The organism is Nonomuraea sp. B1E8 (assembly GCF_039871515.1).
GTDB lineage: Bacteria > Actinomycetota > Actinomycetes > Streptosporangiales > Streptosporangiaceae > Nonomuraea.
Map to the genome: position 1 here is coordinate 239,098 of NZ_JBDPLS010000012.1, position 18,453 is coordinate 257,550.

General features: G+C 70.9%; 17 protein-coding genes. 10 read left to right on the forward strand and 7 right to left on the reverse strand.

Going from position 1 to position 18,453, the window contains the following annotated elements:
* Position 1: 1 nt before the first annotated feature.
* Positions 2–718: a FadR/GntR family transcriptional regulator gene (locus ABGA98_RS34065; protein WP_347622533.1), complete on the reverse strand. Its 717-nt coding sequence runs from the start codon at positions 716–718 to the stop codon at positions 2–4.
* 294 nt (positions 719–1,012) lie between these two features.
* Between ABGA98_RS34065 and ABGA98_RS34070 the strand changes: the two genes are divergently transcribed.
* The 8 genes from ABGA98_RS34070 to ABGA98_RS34105 all read left to right on the forward strand — a co-directional run bounded on the left by ABGA98_RS34070 (position 1,013) and on the right by ABGA98_RS34105 (position 11,278).
* Positions 1,013–1,675, forward strand: a complete 663-nt coding sequence (locus ABGA98_RS34070) for an aspartate/glutamate racemase family protein (protein WP_347622534.1) — start codon at positions 1,013–1,015, stop codon at positions 1,673–1,675.
* Positions 1,672–3,000 carry a RuBisCO large subunit C-terminal-like domain-containing protein gene (locus ABGA98_RS34075; protein ID WP_347622535.1) on the forward strand — a complete coding sequence of 443 codons (1,329 nt, stop codon included), beginning with the start codon at positions 1,672–1,674 and terminating at the stop codon, positions 2,998–3,000. Before ABGA98_RS34070 ends, ABGA98_RS34075 begins: the two co-directional genes overlap by 4 nt.
* Positions 2,997–4,220 (forward strand): four-carbon acid sugar kinase family protein, encoded by a 1,224-nt coding sequence (locus ABGA98_RS34080; protein WP_347622536.1) that lies wholly within the window; start codon positions 2,997–2,999, stop codon positions 4,218–4,220. The genes ABGA98_RS34075 and ABGA98_RS34080 overlap by 4 nt, the downstream gene beginning before the upstream one ends.
* Positions 4,221–4,736: 516 nt before the next feature.
* Positions 4,737–5,714, forward strand: coding sequence for an ABC transporter permease (locus tag ABGA98_RS34085; RefSeq protein ID WP_347622537.1), 978 nt, complete (start codon positions 4,737–4,739; stop codon positions 5,712–5,714).
* A 1-nt stretch (position 5,715) separates the two neighbouring features.
* Positions 5,716–6,558 (forward strand): ABC transporter permease, encoded by an 843-nt coding sequence (locus ABGA98_RS34090; RefSeq protein WP_347622538.1) that lies wholly within the window; start codon positions 5,716–5,718, stop codon positions 6,556–6,558.
* Positions 6,555–8,624, forward strand: coding sequence for an ABC transporter ATP-binding protein (locus ABGA98_RS34095; protein WP_347622539.1), 2,070 nt, complete (start codon positions 6,555–6,557; stop codon positions 8,622–8,624). The genes ABGA98_RS34090 and ABGA98_RS34095 overlap by 4 nt, the downstream gene beginning before the upstream one ends.
* Positions 8,621–10,336, forward strand: coding sequence for an ABC transporter family substrate-binding protein (locus ABGA98_RS34100; protein WP_347622540.1), 1,716 nt, complete (start codon positions 8,621–8,623; stop codon positions 10,334–10,336). Before ABGA98_RS34095 ends, ABGA98_RS34100 begins: the two co-directional genes overlap by 4 nt.
* A gap of 438 nt (positions 10,337–10,774) precedes the next feature.
* On the forward strand, positions 10,775–11,278 hold the full coding sequence (locus ABGA98_RS34105) for an N-acetyltransferase (RefSeq protein WP_347622541.1): 504 nt from the start codon (positions 10,775–10,777) through the stop codon (positions 11,276–11,278).
* Positions 11,279–11,564: 286 nt separating this feature from the next.
* Here the strand turns inward: ABGA98_RS34105 and ABGA98_RS34110 are convergent, their stop codons facing one another.
* From ABGA98_RS34110 to ABGA98_RS34120, 3 genes are all read right to left on the reverse strand, one after another.
* The gene (locus ABGA98_RS34110) at positions 11,565–11,864 is read right to left on the reverse strand and encodes a hypothetical protein (RefSeq protein WP_347622542.1); all 300 of its coding nucleotides are present in this window, start codon (positions 11,862–11,864) and stop codon (positions 11,565–11,567) included.
* Positions 11,865–11,985: 121 nt separating this feature from the next.
* Positions 11,986–12,837, reverse strand: coding sequence for an NAD(P)H-binding protein (locus ABGA98_RS34115; protein WP_347622543.1), 852 nt, complete (start codon positions 12,835–12,837; stop codon positions 11,986–11,988).
* Positions 12,834–13,865 (reverse strand): saccharopine dehydrogenase NADP-binding domain-containing protein, encoded by a 1,032-nt coding sequence (locus ABGA98_RS34120; RefSeq protein WP_347622544.1) that lies wholly within the window; start codon positions 13,863–13,865, stop codon positions 12,834–12,836. The genes ABGA98_RS34115 and ABGA98_RS34120 overlap by 4 nt, the downstream gene beginning before the upstream one ends.
* An 83-nt stretch (positions 13,866–13,948) precedes the next feature.
* Between ABGA98_RS34120 and ABGA98_RS34125 the strand changes: the two genes are divergently transcribed.
* On the forward strand, positions 13,949–14,539 hold the full coding sequence (locus ABGA98_RS34125; protein WP_347622545.1) for a TetR/AcrR family transcriptional regulator: 591 nt from the start codon (positions 13,949–13,951) through the stop codon (positions 14,537–14,539).
* On the opposite strand, the gene ABGA98_RS34130 is transcribed toward ABGA98_RS34125, so the two are convergent.
* Positions 14,540–15,685: an ATP-binding protein gene (locus tag ABGA98_RS34130; protein ID WP_347622546.1), complete on the reverse strand. Its 1,146-nt coding sequence runs from the start codon at positions 15,683–15,685 to the stop codon at positions 14,540–14,542. It lies immediately after the preceding gene.
* Positions 15,682–16,359, reverse strand: a complete 678-nt coding sequence (locus ABGA98_RS34135; RefSeq protein ID WP_347622547.1) for a response regulator transcription factor — start codon at positions 16,357–16,359, stop codon at positions 15,682–15,684. The genes ABGA98_RS34130 and ABGA98_RS34135 overlap by 4 nt, the downstream gene beginning before the upstream one ends.
* A gap of 142 nt (positions 16,360–16,501) precedes the next feature.
* On the opposite strand from ABGA98_RS34135, the gene ABGA98_RS34140 reads away from it, so the two are divergent.
* Positions 16,502–17,761, forward strand: coding sequence for an aspartyl protease family protein (locus ABGA98_RS34140; RefSeq protein WP_347622548.1), 1,260 nt, complete (start codon positions 16,502–16,504; stop codon positions 17,759–17,761).
* 2 nt (positions 17,762–17,763) lie between these two features.
* On the opposite strand, the gene ABGA98_RS34145 is transcribed toward ABGA98_RS34140, so the two are convergent.
* Positions 17,764–18,408 (reverse strand): hypothetical protein, encoded by a 645-nt coding sequence (locus ABGA98_RS34145; protein WP_347622549.1) that lies wholly within the window; start codon positions 18,406–18,408, stop codon positions 17,764–17,766.
* Between the last annotated feature and the right edge of the window lie 45 nt (positions 18,409–18,453).

Genomic DNA, 18,453 nt, shown 5'->3' on the forward strand with positions numbered 1-18,453 from the left:
TTCAGCAGCAGAGGCGGACGTGCTGCTCGGCGTCGGCGCGGGCGACCTCGACCACCTCGCGCATCGCCTCTTCGGCCTTGCGGTGGTGGTGGCGCCTGATCGCCACGGCCACCCGCTCGTGGCCGGGCAGCGTCTCCTTGTTGTGGGCGACCGAGCGGGTGTGCACCTGGCGCACGGACCGCAGGGCGATGCTGATCATGTCGTAGATGTAGAGCAGCAGGTCGTTGTCCGCCGCGGCGAACACCGCCTTGTGGAAGGCCAGGTCGGCCTCGATGAACGGCTCGGGGTCGTCGGCGGTGGCGTAGAGCGCGGCCAGTGCCTCGTCGATGCGCCGGACGGCCACCGCGTCCGCCCGCTCGGCCGCCACCCGCGCCGCCCCTGGCTCCAGCGCGACCCGCAGGTCGGCCAGCACCCGGATGTCGCCGGGCCGCGGCTCGGGCACGAACCGCCAGCTCAGGACGTCGGCGTCGAGCAGGTTCCAGGACTCGCGGGGGCGCACGATGGTGCCCGCGCTCCTCCTGGTCTCCAGCAGGCCCTTGCCGGCCAGCACCTTCACGCCCTCCCGGACGGCGGACCGGCCCACGCCGAGCTCGCCGACCAGCTCCTCCTCGATGGGGATGGACGTGCCAGGGGCCAGCGCGCCCCCGACGATCTGGGCGCCGAGCGCCTGGACGACCTGGACGTGCCGGGCCGCGTCCGGCTGGGGATCTGTTGCCACGGTTCCGCAAGGTACCCCGAGCGCGCGCCTTTTCCTAGACCCTTCATCGGATGAAGTTCGAACTTCATCCGATGAAGCCCCTTAACAATCCACGATCTCGGTAGTACGTTGCCTGGGAGCGGCACGACCAGTCACCCGAGAAGACCGCCACCCGCCATCGCTGCCATCGCGACCGCCCCCGCCACCGACACCGATCCCGTGTGCGGCGTCCAGCACCGGGCCCGGCCCGCGGCCTCCGCGCGGGCGCCGCCGCGACCCCGATACGACAGCTCACCGACCCCATAGGGAGACACCATGAGGCTGGGACTGATCCACACCTCGGCCACGCTGGTCGACGTGTTCGCGAAGCTGTGCGCCGAGCACCTCCCCGGCATCGACACGTTCAACATCGTCGACGACAGCCTGATCAAGAACACCATCGCCGCGGGCCGTCTCACCCCCCAGACCGCGCGCCGCGTCGCCGGTCACGTCGGCTCCGCCGAGGCCGCGGGGGCCGATCACATCCTGGTGACCTGCTCCTCCATCGGCGCCGCCGTCGAGGCCGCCGAGCCGCTGACCGGCGTGCCGGTGACGCGGGTGGACCGTCCGATGGCCGACCGCGCCGTCGCGCTCGGCCGCCGGATCGGCGTGCTCGCCACCCTGAGCACCACCCTCGAACCCACCGCCGACCTGGTACGCCGGCGCGCCGCCGCGGCCGGCAAGGAGATCGAGCTGACCGCCAGGGTGTGCGAGGGCGCGTTCGAGGCGCTGATGAGCGGCGATGCCGCCACCCACGACGCGCGCGTGGCGCAGGCCCTGAGCGAGCTCGGCGGGGACGTCGACGTGGTCGTGCTGGCCCAGGCGTCGATGGCCCGCGTCGCCGGTACGGCGCCGGCGGCGGCGCCGATCCTGGCCAGCCCGCCCCTCGCCATGGAACACCTGGCCGGGGAGCTCCTGGGCGAGCGGACGCGCCGATGACCACCTCGCCGGGGGCGGAACACGTACCGGCCGCCTCGCACGGGGCCGGGCCGGAGCCGGCCGCCTCGCACGGGGCGGGGCGCGAGCTGACCGTCGCCACGTACCACGTGCTCACCCGCCTCCCGCTCGACCAGGCGGTGAGCGCGATCGCGGGCGAGCAGAGCACCGGCACGTTCGTCAGCGTCGCGGGGGAGACCGACGAACTGCGCGCCCGGCACGGCGCGGTGGTGCTCGGCATGACCGAGATCCCCGCGCCGGTCGCCGAGGCCCTCCCGGGCGCGGCCGGCGACGGGCCGCTCACGGCGGGCCTGGTGCGGATCGGGTTCCCGCTCGACAACACCGGGCCGTCGCTCACGAACGTGCTCCCCGTGGTCGCGGGCAACCTGTTCGAGCTGCGCGAGCTGGCCGGGCTGAAGCTGGTCGACATCGACCTGCCCGCGGCCTTCGGGGAGGCGTACCTGCCCGCCCGGTTCGCGGTGGAGGGCACCCGGCGGCTGGCAGGACGTCCGGACGGGGTGCTGATCGGCACCATCGTCAAGCCCAACGTCGGGCTGCGGCCTTCCGACTACGTGGACCTGGTGCTCGAACTCGGGCTGTCCGGGGCCGACTTCATCAAGGACGACGAGGTGAACGGCGACTGCCCGCCCGCGCCGCTGCCGCAGCGGGTGCGCGCGGTCACGGGCGCGCTCGACGAGGTCGAACGGCGGACCGGGCGGCGGCCGATGTACGCGTTCAACATCAGCGACGAACCCGACCGGATGCTCGCCAACCACGACCTCGTCGTGGCGGCGGGAGGCACCTGCGTCATGGTCAACCTGAACGTCGTGGGCCTCCCGGCCGTCGCGATGGTGCGGCGGCACTCCCGCGTGCCGATCCACGGGCACGTCACCGGCACCGGAGCACTGTTCCGCCACCCGGGGATCGGCATCGCGCACGTCGCCTACCAGAAGCTGGCCCGCCTGGCCGGGGTCGACCACCTGCACTGCGGCGGGTTCCACAGCAAGTTCTACGTCACCGACGACGACGTGCAGCAGGCGGTGGCGGCCGTGCGCGAACCGCTGCTCGGCGGCTTCCCGTGCCTGCCCGTGTTGTCGTCCGCCCAGTGGGCCGGCACCGCGCCGGTCACCCTGGAACGCACCGGCACCAGCGACCTGCTCGTCCTGGCGGGAGGCGGCGTGCTCGGCCACCCCGACGGGCCCGCGGCCGGGATCACCAGCATCCGGCAGGCGTGGGCGGCGGCGGAGGCGGGCGTGCCGCTGGCCGAGGTGCGCGAGCCCGAGCTGGCCCGGGCGCTGCGGCACTTCGGCGGGGTGGTGCGCCGGTGACGCGCATCGCCTTCGCGGCCGACGACTTCACGGGCGCGACCGACGCGTTGTGGCAGTTCAGGCGGTTCGGGCTGAGCGGATCCCTCGTCACCGACGTGGCGCACCTGCACGACCGGGACGACGTCATCGGCATCGCCACCACGGCCCGGGCGTCGGCCGACCCGGCGTCCGTGGTGCTGCCCGCGTTCACGGCGCTGGCGGCGCTGCGGCCGCTGGTCATCCAGTACAAGGTCTGCTCGACCTTCGACTCGTCCCCGGAGCACGGGAGCATCGGGGCCGTCATCGCGGCCCTGCACCGTGCGGGCCTGGCGCGGGGCCCCGTGCCGGTGCTGGCCGCGCAGCCCGAACTGGGCCGCTACACGTGGTTCGCCAACCATTTCGTACGCGCGGGCGACGAGGTCCACCGGCTCGACCGGTACCCGCCGGCGCGCGACCACCCGGTCACCCCCGCGACGGAGGCCGACCTGCGGGCGCGCCTGACCGGGCAGGGCGCTGGACGGACCGGGTGGTTGCCCGCGTCGCCATCGGAGGAGGCGTACCGGGCGAGGGCCGGGGACGCGGCCTTCGTCGCGGACGCGATGACGGACGACCACGTCAGGGCGCTCGGCCGGCTGCTGCTCGCCGACGCCGCCACCCGTACCCCGCTGTGCTGCGTCGGTTCCGGCGGCCTCAGCCACGCCCTCGCCTCAGCCCTCACCCCCACCCCGGCGGCAACGGTGGAGCAGGGAGCGCTGGGGGCGGTCGCGCCGGTGCTCGTCCTGTCGGGGAGCCGCTCGCCGATCACCGCCCGCCAGATCGACACCGCCGAGCGCGCCGGGTGGCGGGTGCTCGGAGACCTGTCGGGGCCTGCCGGCCTCATCGAGCGGGTCGAGGCGAGCCTGCGCGACGGCCGTCACACCGTCGTCGAGTCGACGCGTGGACCGGCCAGGGACCCTGACGGCATCGGGACGTCGCTCGGCCGGATCGCCGCGACCATGGTGCGGGCCGGGCTGGTGCGGCGGCTGGTGGTCGCGGGCGGCGACACGTCAGGGCAGGTCGTCGCGGTGCTCGGCGCCCGGTCGCTGGACGTGGTGGGCAGCCTGGCCGCCGGCGGGCCGGTGTGCGTGCTGGCCTCGGACGATCCCGCGGTCGACGGGATCGAGGTGGCGCTGAAGGGCGGCCAGGTGGGCGGCGACGACTTCTTCCTCCGCGCCGCGGCCGGCCTCGCCGCCACCCGCTGATCCGCGTCCGCCGGCCGCCCCGCCCAACCGGGGGACGATCCACGAAGCGGTAGCCGGGCGGGTACGACGGCAAGTGGATGCCGTAGTGCCCGCTGCCGCGGCTGGGGCGCCGTCGGCCTCTCTCGCGCACGATCCGCCGAGAGACGGTGACACCCTTGACGCCGCACACACCGCAATCGCAAAGATGAAGTGGATCACCTTGCGCGATCGTCAAATAGTGTCCGGATTCTGTGACATAACCCTCAGAGCCGGCACCGTCAAGCGGATCTGAGGAGGAGGCGTCTTCGCAGGTGGAGCCGGTGATCCGGAGGGGTGCGGCAGGGGCCGCGCAGCTATTGCGCTTGACCTGACCGTTACGTCGCACGGTTTCTGCCCGTTATATTTTTACATATATTCTGCGCTCTGATCGCCATCTCGGCGTCAAGTGGATTTCACCAAGCGAGATGGGTTTACGTTGCGAGGGCGCCTCTCTCCCGCTGGAAAGTCCGCGCCCACGGTCAGCGCGAACGGAGAGTAATGGGCAAGTACCTGCTCCGCAGGTTGGCAATAAATGTGATCTTGGTCGCCATCGCGGCCAGTCTGGCGTACATGCTCGCGGCCACCACCATGAACCCGCGGGGGGCGTACGAAGGTCGCCAGCCACCGGTCGCAGAGGCGGTCATCGACGCGACGCTCGATGAGTACAACCTGAACGACAAGACCCCGGTGCTCGTCCGTTACGGCACGTGGGCGAAGGGCGTCATCACCGGCGACTTCGGCCGCACCTGGAACGGCGGTTCGGTCAACAACGAGATGGGCCGGCGGATCATGGTGAGCCTCCGGCTGCTGCTCATCGGCACGCTGGTCGGCTTCGCCGTCGGTGTGGCGCTGGGCGCGATCTCCGCGGTGAAGCAGTACAAACTCACCGACCGGTTCATCGGGGTCAGCTCCTTCGTGATCATGGCCGTTCCGGTGTTCGTGCTGGCCACTCTCCTCGCGATCGCCACGTACAACCTGAACAGAGGGCTGGGGTTCTCGCTCATCGAGTACACCGGCGAGTACAACCCCCGGCTGTCGGGCTTCGACCAGTTCCTCAACCGGCTGAACCACCTGATCCTGCCGACGATCTCGCTCAGCCTCGGCCTGATCGCCTTCTACAGCCGCATCCAGCGCAACATGATGCTCGACGTGCTCAACCAGGACTTCGTCCGCACCGCCATGGCCAAGGGCCTGAGACGCAGGACGGCGCTGACCAAACACGCGCTGCGCACCGCGCTGATCCCCGCCGCCACCTATTTCGCCTTCGCGTTCGGGACGATGTTCACCGGTGCCACCTTCACCGAGAAGATCTTCGCCTGGCACGGCATGGGCGCCTGGCTGGTCGACTCGATCAACCAGAACGACGTCAACTCCGTCGCCGCGGTGACCTTCTTCACCGCCGTCTGCGTGCTGTTCGCCGCCTTCCTGTCGGACCTGCTGGTGGCGGCCCTCGATCCTCGGGTGCGGGTGAGCTGACATGCGTTCGAAAGTCGTCCTGCGGCGCCTGCTCCGCAACAAGCAGGCCCGCTATGGCTCCATCGCCCTGATCGTGCTGGTGGCACTGGCCTACCTCGGGCCGTTCGTCGGCCCGTACGACTGGACCGAGAAGGACTTCCTGGCCTTCCTGTCGCCCCCCGGCGGCGACCACTGGTGGGGCACCACCACGATCGGCCAGGACATGTACGCGGTCACGCTCCGCGGCATGCAGAAGTCGATCATCATCGGCCTGCTCGTGGCGCTCATCTCCACAGGGCTCGCCGCGATCGTGGGCGCGTTCGCCGGATATTTCGGTGGCTGGGTGGACAAGGCGCTCATGTGGGGTGTGGACCTGCTGCTGGTCCTGCCGAGCTTCCTCATCATCGCCATCATCTCGCCGCGGCTGCGGGAGGGCGCCTCCTGGCTCTGGTTCGTGGTGCTGCTCGCCGCGTTCTCCTGGATGATCACCTCCAGGGTGGTGCGCAGCATGACGCTCTCGCTCCGCGAGCGGGAGTACGTGCAGGCCGCCGTCTACATGGGCATCCCCCGCTGGAAGATCATCTTCCGGCACATCGTGCCCAACCTGTCCTCGCTGCTGATCATCGACGCCACGCTCAACGTCAGCGGCGCGATCATCGGCGAGGCGGCGCTGTCCTTCTTCGGCTTCGGCATCCAGCCGCCGGACGTCTCGCTCGGCACGCTGATCGCCGAGGGCTCGCGCAACGCCACCGGCTACCCCTGGCTGTTCGCCTTCCCCGCGGGCTTGCTGGTGCTGCTCGTGCTCAGCGTGAACCTGATCGGCGACGGCCTGCGTGACGCACTCGACCCGGGGAGCAACTCGTGAGCATCTTGGAGGTCAGGGACCTCACCGTCACCTTCCCCGGCGGCATCCAGGCCGTGCGCGGCGTCAGCTACGAGGTCGAGCGCGGCGAGGTGCTCGGCATCGTCGGCGAGTCCGGCTCGGGCAAGTCCGTCACCTCTCTCGCCGTCATGGGCCTGCTGCCGGCGAACGCCGTGGTCAGCGGCTCGGTCAAGCTGCACGGCCAGGAACTGCTCGGCATGAAGGAGGACGAGCAGATCAAGGTACGCGGCAGGACGATCAGCATGATCTTCCAGGATCCGCTGTCGGCGTTCACGCCCGTCTACACCATCGGTGACCAGATCGCCGAGGCCGTCCGCGTCCACCAGAACGTCGGCAAGGACAAAGCCGCCAAGCGCGCCGTCGAACTGCTCGACCTGGTCGGCATCCCCAATCCGAGCCTGCGCGCCAAGGCGTTCCCGCACGAGTTCTCCGGCGGCATGCGGCAGCGCGCGATGATCGCCATGGCGGTCGCCAACGACCCCGACCTGCTCATCTGCGACGAGCCCACCACGGCGCTCGACGTGACCATCCAGGCCCAGGTGCTGGAGGTGCTCAAGACCGCCCAGCAGGAGACCGGCGCCGGCATCGTGATGATCACGCACGACCTGGGCGTCATCGCCGGCATGGCCGACCGGGTGGTCGTCATGTACGCGGGCCGCCCGGTCGAGCAGGGCCCCGTGGACGACATCTACCACCGGCCGCGGATGCCGTACACGATGGGTCTGCTCGCCTCGATCCCGAGGATCGACGGCGAGGAGGGCCCGCTCGTGCCCATCGACGGCAACCCGCCCTCGCCCGCGTCGCTGCCGCCCGGCTGCCCCTTCGCGCCGCGCTGCCCGATGAAGGTGGACATGTGCGACGACGAGGAGCCGCCGCTGACCCCCTTCGGCAGCGGCCGCCACGTGGCCTGCATCCGCTCGCACGAGATCGAGCACAAGGGCCTGACCGGGGCCGACGTATTCCCGGTGCCGGTCATCCCGCCCAACGAGGTGGTCAGGGTGCCGCGCGCCGAGCGCCCCACGGTGCTCGAACTCGACGACATGATCAAGCACTATCCGCTGCTGAAGGGCGCGATCGTCAAGCGCCGCGTCGGCACCGTCTACGCCGTCGACGGCATCAGCTTCGACATCGCGCAGGGCGAGACGCTGGCCCTGGTCGGCGAGTCCGGCTGCGGGAAGACCACCACGCTGCAGCAGATCATGCAGCTGCGGCCGCCGGAGGGCGGGCGCGTCGTGGTGCTCGGCAAGGACAGCGCCGAACTGGACAAGGCAGGGCGTAAGAGCCTGCGCCGCGATCTGCAGATCGTCTTCCAGGACCCGATGGCCGCGCTCGACCCGCGCATGCCGGTCGGCGACATCATCGCCGAGCCGCTGCGGGCGCACGGCAGGAAAGAGGTGCGCGAGAAGGTCGAGGAACTGCTGGAGCTCGTCGGGCTGGCCGCGGAGCACGCCGAGCGTTACCCCCAGCAGTTCTCCGGCGGCCAGCGGCAGCGCATCGGCATCGCCCGCGCGCTCGCGCTGGAGCCGAAGCTGCTGGTGCTCGACGAGCCGGTCTCCGCGCTCGACGTGTCCATCCAGGCGGGCGTGATCAACCTGCTGGACGAGCTCAAGAGCAGGCTCGGCCTGTCCTACCTGTTCGTGGCGCACGACCTGGCGGTGGTCAGGCACCTGGCCGACCGCGTGGCCGTCATGTACCTGGGCAGGATCGCCGAGATCGGTACGGTCGAGGACGTCTACGACAGTCCCGCGCACCCGTACACGCAGGCTCTGCTGTCGGCGATCCCGCTGCCCGACCCCGAGCTGGAACGCACCCGCAAGCGGATCCTGCTCGAAGGCGACCTGCCCAGCCCGGCCGACCCGCCGTCTGGATGCAGGTTCCGCACCCGCTGCCCCAAGTTCGCCGTGCTCAGCGAGGCGGAGCGGCGGCGATGTGTGGACGAGGAGCCCTCGGTTGCCCGGCTGGCGAGCGCCGTCGACCACGGTGCCGCCTGTCACTACGCGGAGGAAGTCGAGGTCATCACGGCCTCGGACAATCAGGAGGAAGAGTGAAGGTTCGATACCGTGCAGCCGCTGGGCTGACGGTCCTGGCCATGGCCGTCGCGGCCTGTGGCGGCGGCGGTGAGACCAAGCAACCGAACGCCGAGCAGTCCAAGCAGGCTCAGCAGCAGATGTCGGAGACCCCGGCCATCAGCATCAATCCCGTCCCGTACGAGCAGGTCAAGGACGGCGGCACGCTGACCGTGGCGATCGGCCAGTGGCCGAGCCAGTGGAACGGCCAGCACGTGGACGGCAACCAGGCCGACACCGCGTTCATGCTCGACGCGTTCCTGCCGCAGCTGATGGTCTCCGACGAGAATGCCACTTTCACCGCCAACCCCGACTACCTGACCGACGTCAAGAGCGAGATCACCGACGGCAAGCAGGTCGTCACCTACACGCTCAACGACAAGGCCCAGTGGTCGGACGGCACGCCGATCACGTGGAAGGACCTCGAGGCCCAGTGGAAGGCCAACAACGGCGAGAACGAGAAGTTCAAGCCCGCCTCGAAGGACGGCTGGGACAAGATCGCGTCGGTCGAGAAGGGCGACTCCGACAAGGTCGCCATCGTGACCTTCAAGCAGCCCTACCTCGAGTGGCAGGGCCTGTTCAACCGCGGCACCTCGCACCTGCTGCCGGCCAAGCACATCGAGACGCCTGACGCGTACGACAACGACTACCTGCAGAAGATCCCGGTCACCGCCGGGCCCTTCAAGGTCGAGAAGCTCGACGAGGGCACCAAGACCCTCACCCTCGTGGCCGACGACAAGTGGTGGGGCAAGAAGCCCAAGCTCGAGAAGGTCATCTTCCGGACGATCGAGACGCCCGCCGCGCAGGTGAACGCCTTCGCCAACGGCGAGCTCGACGCCGTGGAGATCCCGCCGGGCAGCCCGGCCGACCTCAAGCGGGCCAAGGAAGTCCCCAACGTGGACATCCGCAAGGCGCTGAGCCCCAACTGGCGGCACATCACCGTCAACAACCAGAGCGATTTCCTGAAGGAGAAGTCGGTCCGGCAGGCCGTGCAGTACGCGATCAACCGTGACGTGATCACGCAGTCCGACCTGAAGGACATGGACTGGCCGCTGCAGACGCTCGGCAACCACGTCTTCATGAACAACCACAAGGCCTACGTCGACAACTCCGGCGACCTCGGCAAGTACAACCTGGAGAAGGCCAAGCAGCTGCTCGACGCGGCCGGCTGGAAGCAGGAGGCGGAGGGCCAGCTCCGCAAGAAGGACGGCAAGGAGATGAAGCTGACCTTCGTCGTCCCGGCGGGCGTGCCGTACGCGAAGACGGAGGGCGAGCTCACCCAGGCCATGCTCAAGGAGGCCGGCATCGGCCTGACCATCCGCCCGGTCCCCGATGACAAGTTCTTCACCGACTTCATCATCAAGGGCGACTTCGACCTGGTGCCGTTCTCCTGGATCGGCACGCCGCTCCCGATCGGCAGCCTGGCGCAGATCTACAAGACCGGCTCCGAGAGCAACTTCCCGAAGTCCGACGACCCGGCCGTTGACAAGGCGATCGACGCCGCGGTGTCCGCGACGGACGAGACCCAGGCCGCCCAGCTGGCCAACGAGGCCGACAAGCTGATCTGGGACATGGTGCACACCATCCCGCTGTACCAGCGTCCTGACATCCAGGCGACCAAGAAGACCCTCGCCAACTTTGGCGCTGAGGGCTACAAGTACAACAACTGGACGGAGATCGGTTTCACCGGCTGATCCTCGCGCACGACGAACCCCCGGCCGGGCCCGCCCCGGCCGGGGGTTTCGCGTGTCCGCGCGGAGCCGGTTGGCGGGCTCTGTGGTCGTCGGGTAGGGTCGTGCCCCGAATCGGTGCTTTCGGTCGATACGAAGGCATGGTGGTGTGGCGAGCGTCCGGAGGCGTCGCCGGAGGAGCAGGAAGGAGCGAGGAGCGTATGACCGCCCGCTGGGTGGCTGCCGTGAGCAGCATCCGTTCCTCTGCCCATCCGGGCTCCCTGGGAGCCGGTCACCGCAGCTGAGCCGGGTCGCCGCGTGGTGTCACGCGGGCCCCGCCCTGCGCGCCGGTACGGGAGTCCTCCCTCTCAGAAGGGCTTCTCCGTTGTTCGATCCATCCCCGTACGCGGATGCGACGACGTCCACCTCACCCTGCCCGCAGCACACGACTGGAGCACCCGCATGACCGACGATCTCACCCTGCGCGCCGAGACGGCCGGCGACGAGGCTGCCATCAGGTCCGTGACCGCGGCCGCCTTCGGCAGGCCGGAGGAGGCCGACCTCGTCGAGGCGCTCCGCCTCGACCCGGCCTGGATCCCCGCCCTGTCCCGGGTGGCGGTCTCCGGTGGCCGCGTCGTCGCCCACGCCCTGCTCACCCGCTGCCTCGTCGGCGAGACACCCGCGCTCGCCCTGGGCCCGGTCGCGGTCCTGCCCGAGGCGCAGCGCCAAGGGCTGGGCACGCTGGTCATCGAGGACGCGCTGCGGGAGGCGCGGGAACGCGGCGAAAGCGCCGTGGTCGTGCTCGGGCACCCCCCGTACTATCCCCGTTTCGGCTTCACCATCGCCTCCCGCCACGGCATCGGCGTCACCTTCGACGTGCCTGACGAGGCGTTGATGGCCCTGTCGCTGGACGGCGAGCCGCTGCCGTCCGGCACGATCCGCTACGCGCCTCCGTTCGGCGTCTGACGAACAGCCGCGGGCGCCCCCTCCCGGCGGCGCCCGCGGCGATCAGCGCCGGAACGCGCGCAGCGTGGTCGGCGGCCGGCCGTGCGCAGTTGACTGCGATCTATGGTTCTGCTTCGGCATCGAGAAGCTTGGCGGCCGCATGAGGGTCCATGAGAGTGGACCAGATCTGCTCGTTCCCGATCAAGGAGCGGTGGGGCATCCGTGCCTCGGGCGCCCAGCTCTGCGGATCGCACCCCGGCACGAGTTCTAGGACGAGGGCTACCAGGTCGGCAGGGACGGGTCCGGGTCAGTCCTCCCGGACACCGCCGACGGCATTGATCTGCTCGACGGTGAGGCCGGTGAGCAGTGCGACGCGGGAGAGGTTGGAGCCGTCGAGCTTGCGCATGGACTCCATCATGCTGGAGCGGATCTCCTCGCGCCGTAGTTCCAGGTAAACCCGGACTGCTTCGGCGACCAGGTCCTTCTTCGTCAGGCCCAGGAAGTGAGCACCGTCAGAGATCAACTGGTCGACCTCGGGGGCGACCTTCAGCGGGGCGGTGGCCCGGCTGGTCTTCTCGGTCGCGCCAGACTCTGCTGTCTTGGCCATTGCACACACCCCTTCCTGGTACCCCATGGTACCGGCTGCGCCCATGGGGTCTCCAGGTTGAGTGCTGGTCTCTCATCGTTCGGCAACACGGAGCAGTAGGTTCGGGCGTGCCCTCGCGTCGCTACTCGCCACCGCGAGGCGCGGCGAACTCGCGCAGCGTGGTCGGCGGGCGGCCGCCGTAGCGTTCGATGCTCTCGGTGACCCGGTAGAGCGGATGGTCGCCGGACCCGATGAGGCGGAAGATCGCCCACAGATGCGTCAGGTGCTCGACCGTGTACGGGTCGCCGTAGACCTTCATGGCCCTGGCCTCCCACTCCTCGGGCGGCACGTCCGCGTACTCCACCCCGAAGGCGTCGGCCACCTCGCCGATCGTCGCCATCTGCCCCGTCACCAGGCACACCGGGTCGGCGGGCGCCGGGTCGAGCAGCAGGCCGGCCGCCACCCTGGCCACGTCGGCGGCGGCGACGAGGGGGATCCGCGTGTCGCGCGGCCCCAGCGGGAGCGCCAGCCGGTCGCCCTCGGCGGCCACGGCCAGGTTCTCGAAGAACACCGCGGCCCGCAGGTGCACCGCGCCCACGCCGGCCCGGTCGAGGACCTGCTCGGCCACCCAGTGCCGGCGCATGCGGGGTGTCAGCGCCTCGGGCGAGGCGTCCAGCTGCGACACCTCGACGACCCGCTCCAGCCCTTCCTCCCTGGCCGCCGCCGCCAGCACGGCCGTGGCGTCCAGGAGGCCCGCCGTCACCGGGTAGGTGAGGAACGCCCGGCGGACGCCGCGCAGGGCCGGGCGTACCGAGGTGATCTCCCGCAGGTCGCCGACCACCACCTCCGCGCCGCGCTCGCGCAGCTCGGCGGCCCGATGGTCGTCGGAGCGCACGAACGCCCGCACCTGCGCGCCCCGCTCCAGCAGCAGTTCGGCGACGTGCCGGCCGGTGGATCCCTGCGGCCCGCCGGCCGCGCCCGTGACGAGGATCATCGTTCCTCCGGCAGGGTCAGGGTGAACAGCCCGAGCCGCTCCAGGTCGCGTAGGAACAGCTCGGCGGGGAACGCCTCGGCCGGGCCGTACACGCCGGGCGAGCCGGGGCCGGCGCCGCCGGCCAGGCGCACGGCGGCCTCCACGGAGGTCAGCGCGCTCATCCGCCACAGGTCGCGGCCGCTCGCCCGCCCCGCGCGGCCCCCGTCCTCGGTGATCACCTGTGTGGCCACGGTGAAGTCGGAGCCCGCCCTGGTGGCGGCGTCGACGTGCTCGCTGGCGAACACCTGCTCCTCCTGGAACGTGTGCGCCGTGAGCTGCGCCTCGACCTGCCGCGCCGGCACGTGCCTGGGCACGGTCAGCACCTCGGAGAACGGGACGGGCGCGATCATCGTGCGCGGGCCGAGCGGCGGGGGGAAGGGGAAGACGGCGTTGCGCGGCTCGACGTAGCCGATGTGCTGGGCGCCGTCGGTGTAGGTGATGCGCCGGGTGTCGGCGAACAGCAGCTCCGCCGTGCTCTTGGCGCCCGTGGTCAGCCGCCAGCCGCTCACCGCGTACGCGGTGATCACCCGGTCGACGCCCGTCATGCCCGCCGCCACGGCGCCGGCGAGCAGATCCCCCAGGCCGCCGTAGAAGCTCATCGCCGTGACCATGGTGATGCCCGCCCGCCGGGCCGGCTCGGACATGGCGTCGAACATCCACTTCGTGTGGTGCTGCTCCAGGGCGTGGTCCACGTAGTGGCAGCCGCCTTCGGCCGCGGCGGTGGCGACGGGTCCGCCGGTGTGCGTGAACGGGCCCGCGCAGTGGATCAGCACGGCTGCCCGCTCGGCGAGCCGCCGTAACGCGGCGCGGTCGTCGAGCGCGGCCCGGTGCACGGGCGCGCCGCCGAGCTCGCCGGACAGGGCCTTCAGCCCGCCCTCGTCGCGCCCGGCCAGGATGACCTCGCGGCCGCGGGCGTGGAGCTCGGCCGCCACGAGGCGCCCGGTGTGGCCGGTGGCGCCGTAGACGGCGATGTGTTGCGGTGCGGACACGGCTCGCCTCCATGTTTCATACTGAGGGTACGTAATTAGCCTCGAAGTTACGTACCGCGAGTATGCAAGTCAAGGGGAGAACGATGGCCGGCCGCACGCAGGCAGAGCGCTCGGACGAGACCACAGGGCGGCTGGTGCGAGCCGCTCGCCGGATGTTCGGCGCCGGGGGATACGCGTCCACGTCGATCGACGCGGTGGCCGCCGCCGCGGGCGTCACCAAGGGCGCCGCCTACCACCACTTCGGCGGCAAGGTCGCGCTGTTCCGCGCCGCGTTCGTGCGCGAGCTGGAGGAGGTCTCCGCCGCGCTGGAACGGGCGGCGGGCGAGGAGCGCGAGCCGATGGAGGCGCTGCGGCGCGGTTGCCGTACCTTCCTTGAGCACTGCCTCGACCCGGGGTTCCGGCAGATCGTGCTGCTGGACGCGCCGTCGGTGCTGAGCTGGGAGACCGTCCGGGCGATCGAGCACGATCACCTGCTGCGGGTCCTGCACGACGGCCTGCGCGTGGCGGTCGCGGGCGGCCAGGCCGCGGACGGCGATCTGCCCGTCCGCGCCCGGCTCGTCTTCGGCGCCCTGTGCGAGGGCGGGATGTTGCTGGCCCGCTCCCAGGACCCGGCGGCCGACCTGCCGCGGCTCGCCGCGGAGGCCGACCGTTTCCTGGAGGCGCTCAGGCGGTGATCAGCCGTGCGAGCCGGGAAGCCTGACGATCATCCGCAGCCCGCCCTCGTCGCGCGGTGCGACGCTGAGCGTGCCTCCGTGGGAACGCGTGACGGCGGCCACGATCGACAGCCCGAGACCGAACCCCTCCTCGGCGCCCGGACGGTCGTGCCGCCGGAACGCCTGGAACAGTGAGGCCACGACGTCGGCGGGCACCGGAGGTCCGCTGTTGGCCACGTCAAGGACGGTATGGCAGCCGTCGGCCGCCGTGCGTACGTGCGCCCACCCTGCCGGGACGTTGTGGCGTACCGCATTGCCGACGATGTTCATGACGAGGCGTTCGAGCAGCGCGGCGTCCCCCAGAACGGGCGCCGGCCGCAGGTCGCCGGTGATGCGCACGCCGTGGGCGGAGACGGCGGCGATAGCGCTGCGGGCGAGGTCGGCGAGGTCGGCCGGTTGCCACCGGTCGAGGCGCGCCTGCCCACGGGCAAGGACCAGCAGGCTGTCGATCAGGCGTTCGTGCCGCTCGGTGGCGGCCTGGACCTTCAACGCCATCCGCCGCAGGGACTCCACGCTGGGCCGGGGGTCGGCGAGCGCGACCTCTACGGCCGATCGCTGCACGGTCAGCGGGGTGCGCAGCTCGTGAGAGGCGGTCGCGGCGAACCTGCGCTGGGCCTCGAAACCGGCTTCCAGCCGGTCGAGCATGCCGTTGAGGGTCTCGGTCAGGTCCTTGAACTCGTCGTCCGGCCGGTGGGGCCGGATCCGTTCATGGAGATTCTCGGTGGAGAGCCGGTGAGCGGCGGCGATGACGTGCCGCAACGGCCGCAGCACCCGCCCGGCCATGAGCCAGCCCAGGGCGACCGCGACGACCACCATGATGCCGAGTGCGAGACCCGACTGGGTGAGCAGTTGCTGCAACGCCGCGGAACGCTGCTGCGCGGCCTCCTGGTTGAGCACGTCCCTGAGCGGCTGGGGAAGCTCAAGAAGTATGTGGGTGCCCTCGCCGCGATACTCCCCGACCCCCGACTCCAGCAGCGACTCCCGGGGAAGCGAGCGCTGGACGAGCAGGTAGGTGATCGTCAGAAGCACCCCGCCGGTCAGCAGGAACAGGCCGCAGTACGCCGCGGCGAGGCGGAACCGCAGGGTCAGGCGGGGGATCGTTCTCATGCGGCGCCTCCCGAGTCGCCGGTCATGCGGTAGCCGGAGCCCGTCACGGTGTCGATCAGCGGGGGGTGGCCGAGTTTGCGGCGCAGCCGCGCCATCGTCACGCGGACCGTGTTGGTGAACGGGTCGGCATGGGCGTCCCAGGCGCGTTCAAGGAGTTCTTCCCCGCTGACCACCGCTCCCCGCGCCGCCATGAGGATCTCCAGCACGGCCAGTTCCTTGTGCGAGAGGAACAACGGCCGCCCGGCGCGGTCGGCGGTCCGCCTGGCGGTGTCCAGCGTCAGGTCCCCGTGGGTCAGCACCGGCGGCAGCGGTGGATGGGCGCGGCGGGACAACGCCCGGATCCGGGCGACGAGCTCGGCGAAGGCGAACGGCTTCGGCAGGTAGTCGTCTGCGCCCATCGTCAGCCCGTGCACCCGGTCCTGGATGGTGCCGGAGGCGGTGAGCATCAGGATCCGCGTCGCCGATCCCGCGCGGACCAACCGGCGGCACACCTCGTCACCGTGCACCCTGGGCAGGTCGCGATCGAGGACGCAGACGTCATAACCATGGACGGAGAGGTACTCCAGCGCGGCAGCGCCGTCGTGCACGGCGTCCACCGCCATCCCCTCCCTGCGCAGGCCCTCCATCAGGATCTCGACCAGGTCGACCTGGTCTTCCGCGATCAGGACCCGCATGCCGTCCCTTCCGCGCGCCCGTACGTACCGGCTCGGAGCATGCCAGAGACGGCATAACACCGGCGTTACAGCTCCGGTGGCGGCCGTGTTACGCCCCGGCCCGTAGAACAGAGCCGACGCATCCGGAGAAGGAGGAGACAGCATGAGCGGCTGGTACGACACGCGCAGGAGTTTCCTGAAGGGAGCCGCCCTGGCGGGCGCGACGGTGGCCGGGTTGCCGGTCGCCGGGTCCGCCGCGGCGGCGGCACGCGGTGGCCTGGACAGGGCGGACGAGCTTTTCGAGCAGGGTGACTTCCCGGCCGCCGACCGCCTCTACAGGAAAGCCCTCGTACGCGATCCCGGCCATACGCACGCCCTGGCCCAGCACGCCTACGTGCTCATGCTGGCGGGCCGGCTCAAGGAGGCGAGGAGGCAGCTCGTCCGCGTGCTCAAAGCGGAGCCCTCGCACGCGTTGTCGCTGCGCAATCTGGCCTGCACTCTGTGGCGGCTGGACGCCTTCGAGGAACTGGCCTCGGTGCTGCCCGAGGTGAAGGACGGCGGACCGTCGGCCACGGTGGGGCAACTCAAAAGCTTCGCCGGGCGCGAGCCGTACCGGATCGAGGGCCCGCGGTCGAGCCGGGTCAGGTTCCTGACCGACACGCCCCTGCCGATGGTGGAGGTCTCACTGAACGGCGGCGATCCGGTCGTGTTCTTCATCGACACCGGCGCGATGTGCGCCGTCAACGAGGACTACGCGGAGCAGGCGCGCGTGCCGACGTACGGGTGGACGATGGGCAGAACCGTCTACGGTGACTTCAAGGCCTACCACGGGCGTGCCGACCTTCTCGCGCTCGGCGACATGAAGATACGCGACGTTCCCGTGCACACCCTGCCCGCCGATGGGCCGACCGCCTCCATGCGGGCCCCCGACGGGCGCTACGCCAAGGGCGTGATCGGGACGAGCGTGCTGTCGCACTTCCTGGCTTCCATCGACTATCCCGGCCAGGCGCTGGTCCTGCGCAAGAAGGGCACGGCCATGCACGGTGCGGTCAGCACGCCTCTCTGGTTCGCCGGTGACCACTTCCTCCTGGGACACGGGACCGTGAACGGCACCGGGCCGATGGTGTTCCTGGTCGACACCGGTGGCGCGGGTACGGGCTTCACGGCGCCCGACGCCACGTACACCCAGGCCGGGATCACGGTTCCGCCAGGGGAGGGCCCGCACGAGGTGACGGTCGACCGGCTGACGCTGGGCCGTGCGGCCCGCCGTGATGTCCCTGGACGGGCGGGGGTCTTCCCGCAGATGCTGGAGGACGCGTTCGGGTTCGGGATCGGCGGGCTGATCACGCACAGGTTCTTCCAGGCCTACACCCTGACGTTCGACTTCGACCGGATGCGGATTCTCCTGGACGGTCCGTCCTGAGGTCAGCGGGAGCGCGCCTCCAGCAGCACCGCGAGGAAGGCGAGGCGCCGGTCGAGCCGGTCGGTGCTGATCGTGGCCAGGCGGTGGCCCTGAGACCGCATGACCTCCTCGTCGCCTGCCAGCCACACGAGCGTGCGCGGTGGGAACGGCGACTCCGGCCCTGCGGCGCTCGCCTCCGGGCCCGCGGCGGTGCTCAGCACGGCCTCGACGAGGGTGCCGGGCAGCAACTCGCGCGCGCTCCTGCCGAGCCTGCCGCCGCTCGGAGACCATCGGTTGCGGCCCTCGACAGCCGCGAACCCGGGCTGCTCGATCCGCCACCCGTGTCCCAGCCTGCCGGCGATGCAGCGGATCGTGCCGATCTGGGCGCCGTGCGCGTCGAGTGCCAGATAGCCGCCGCAGTCCGCCTGCTCGGCGCCGCACAGCGGTGCCTGGAGCTCGAAGTCCAGGAACAGCCGTAGCGGCCCGTCGCCGGACCGGCCGGCGAACGCGCACGCCTCCCACCCGGACCGGCCCCGCCTCTCGGGGGATCCCCAGAGCACGGTACGGCGCTCGCGCCGCGCCCGCAGTTCCAGGTCGGCGCGGATCTTGACGGGTACGTTCGTCGTCCCCGGCCCCGCGGAGAAACGCCGGACCTCCTGCCACCTCACCACGATCCCCTTTCCGCTCGCCTGCGCCTGTCGCGTTCCGGGCCC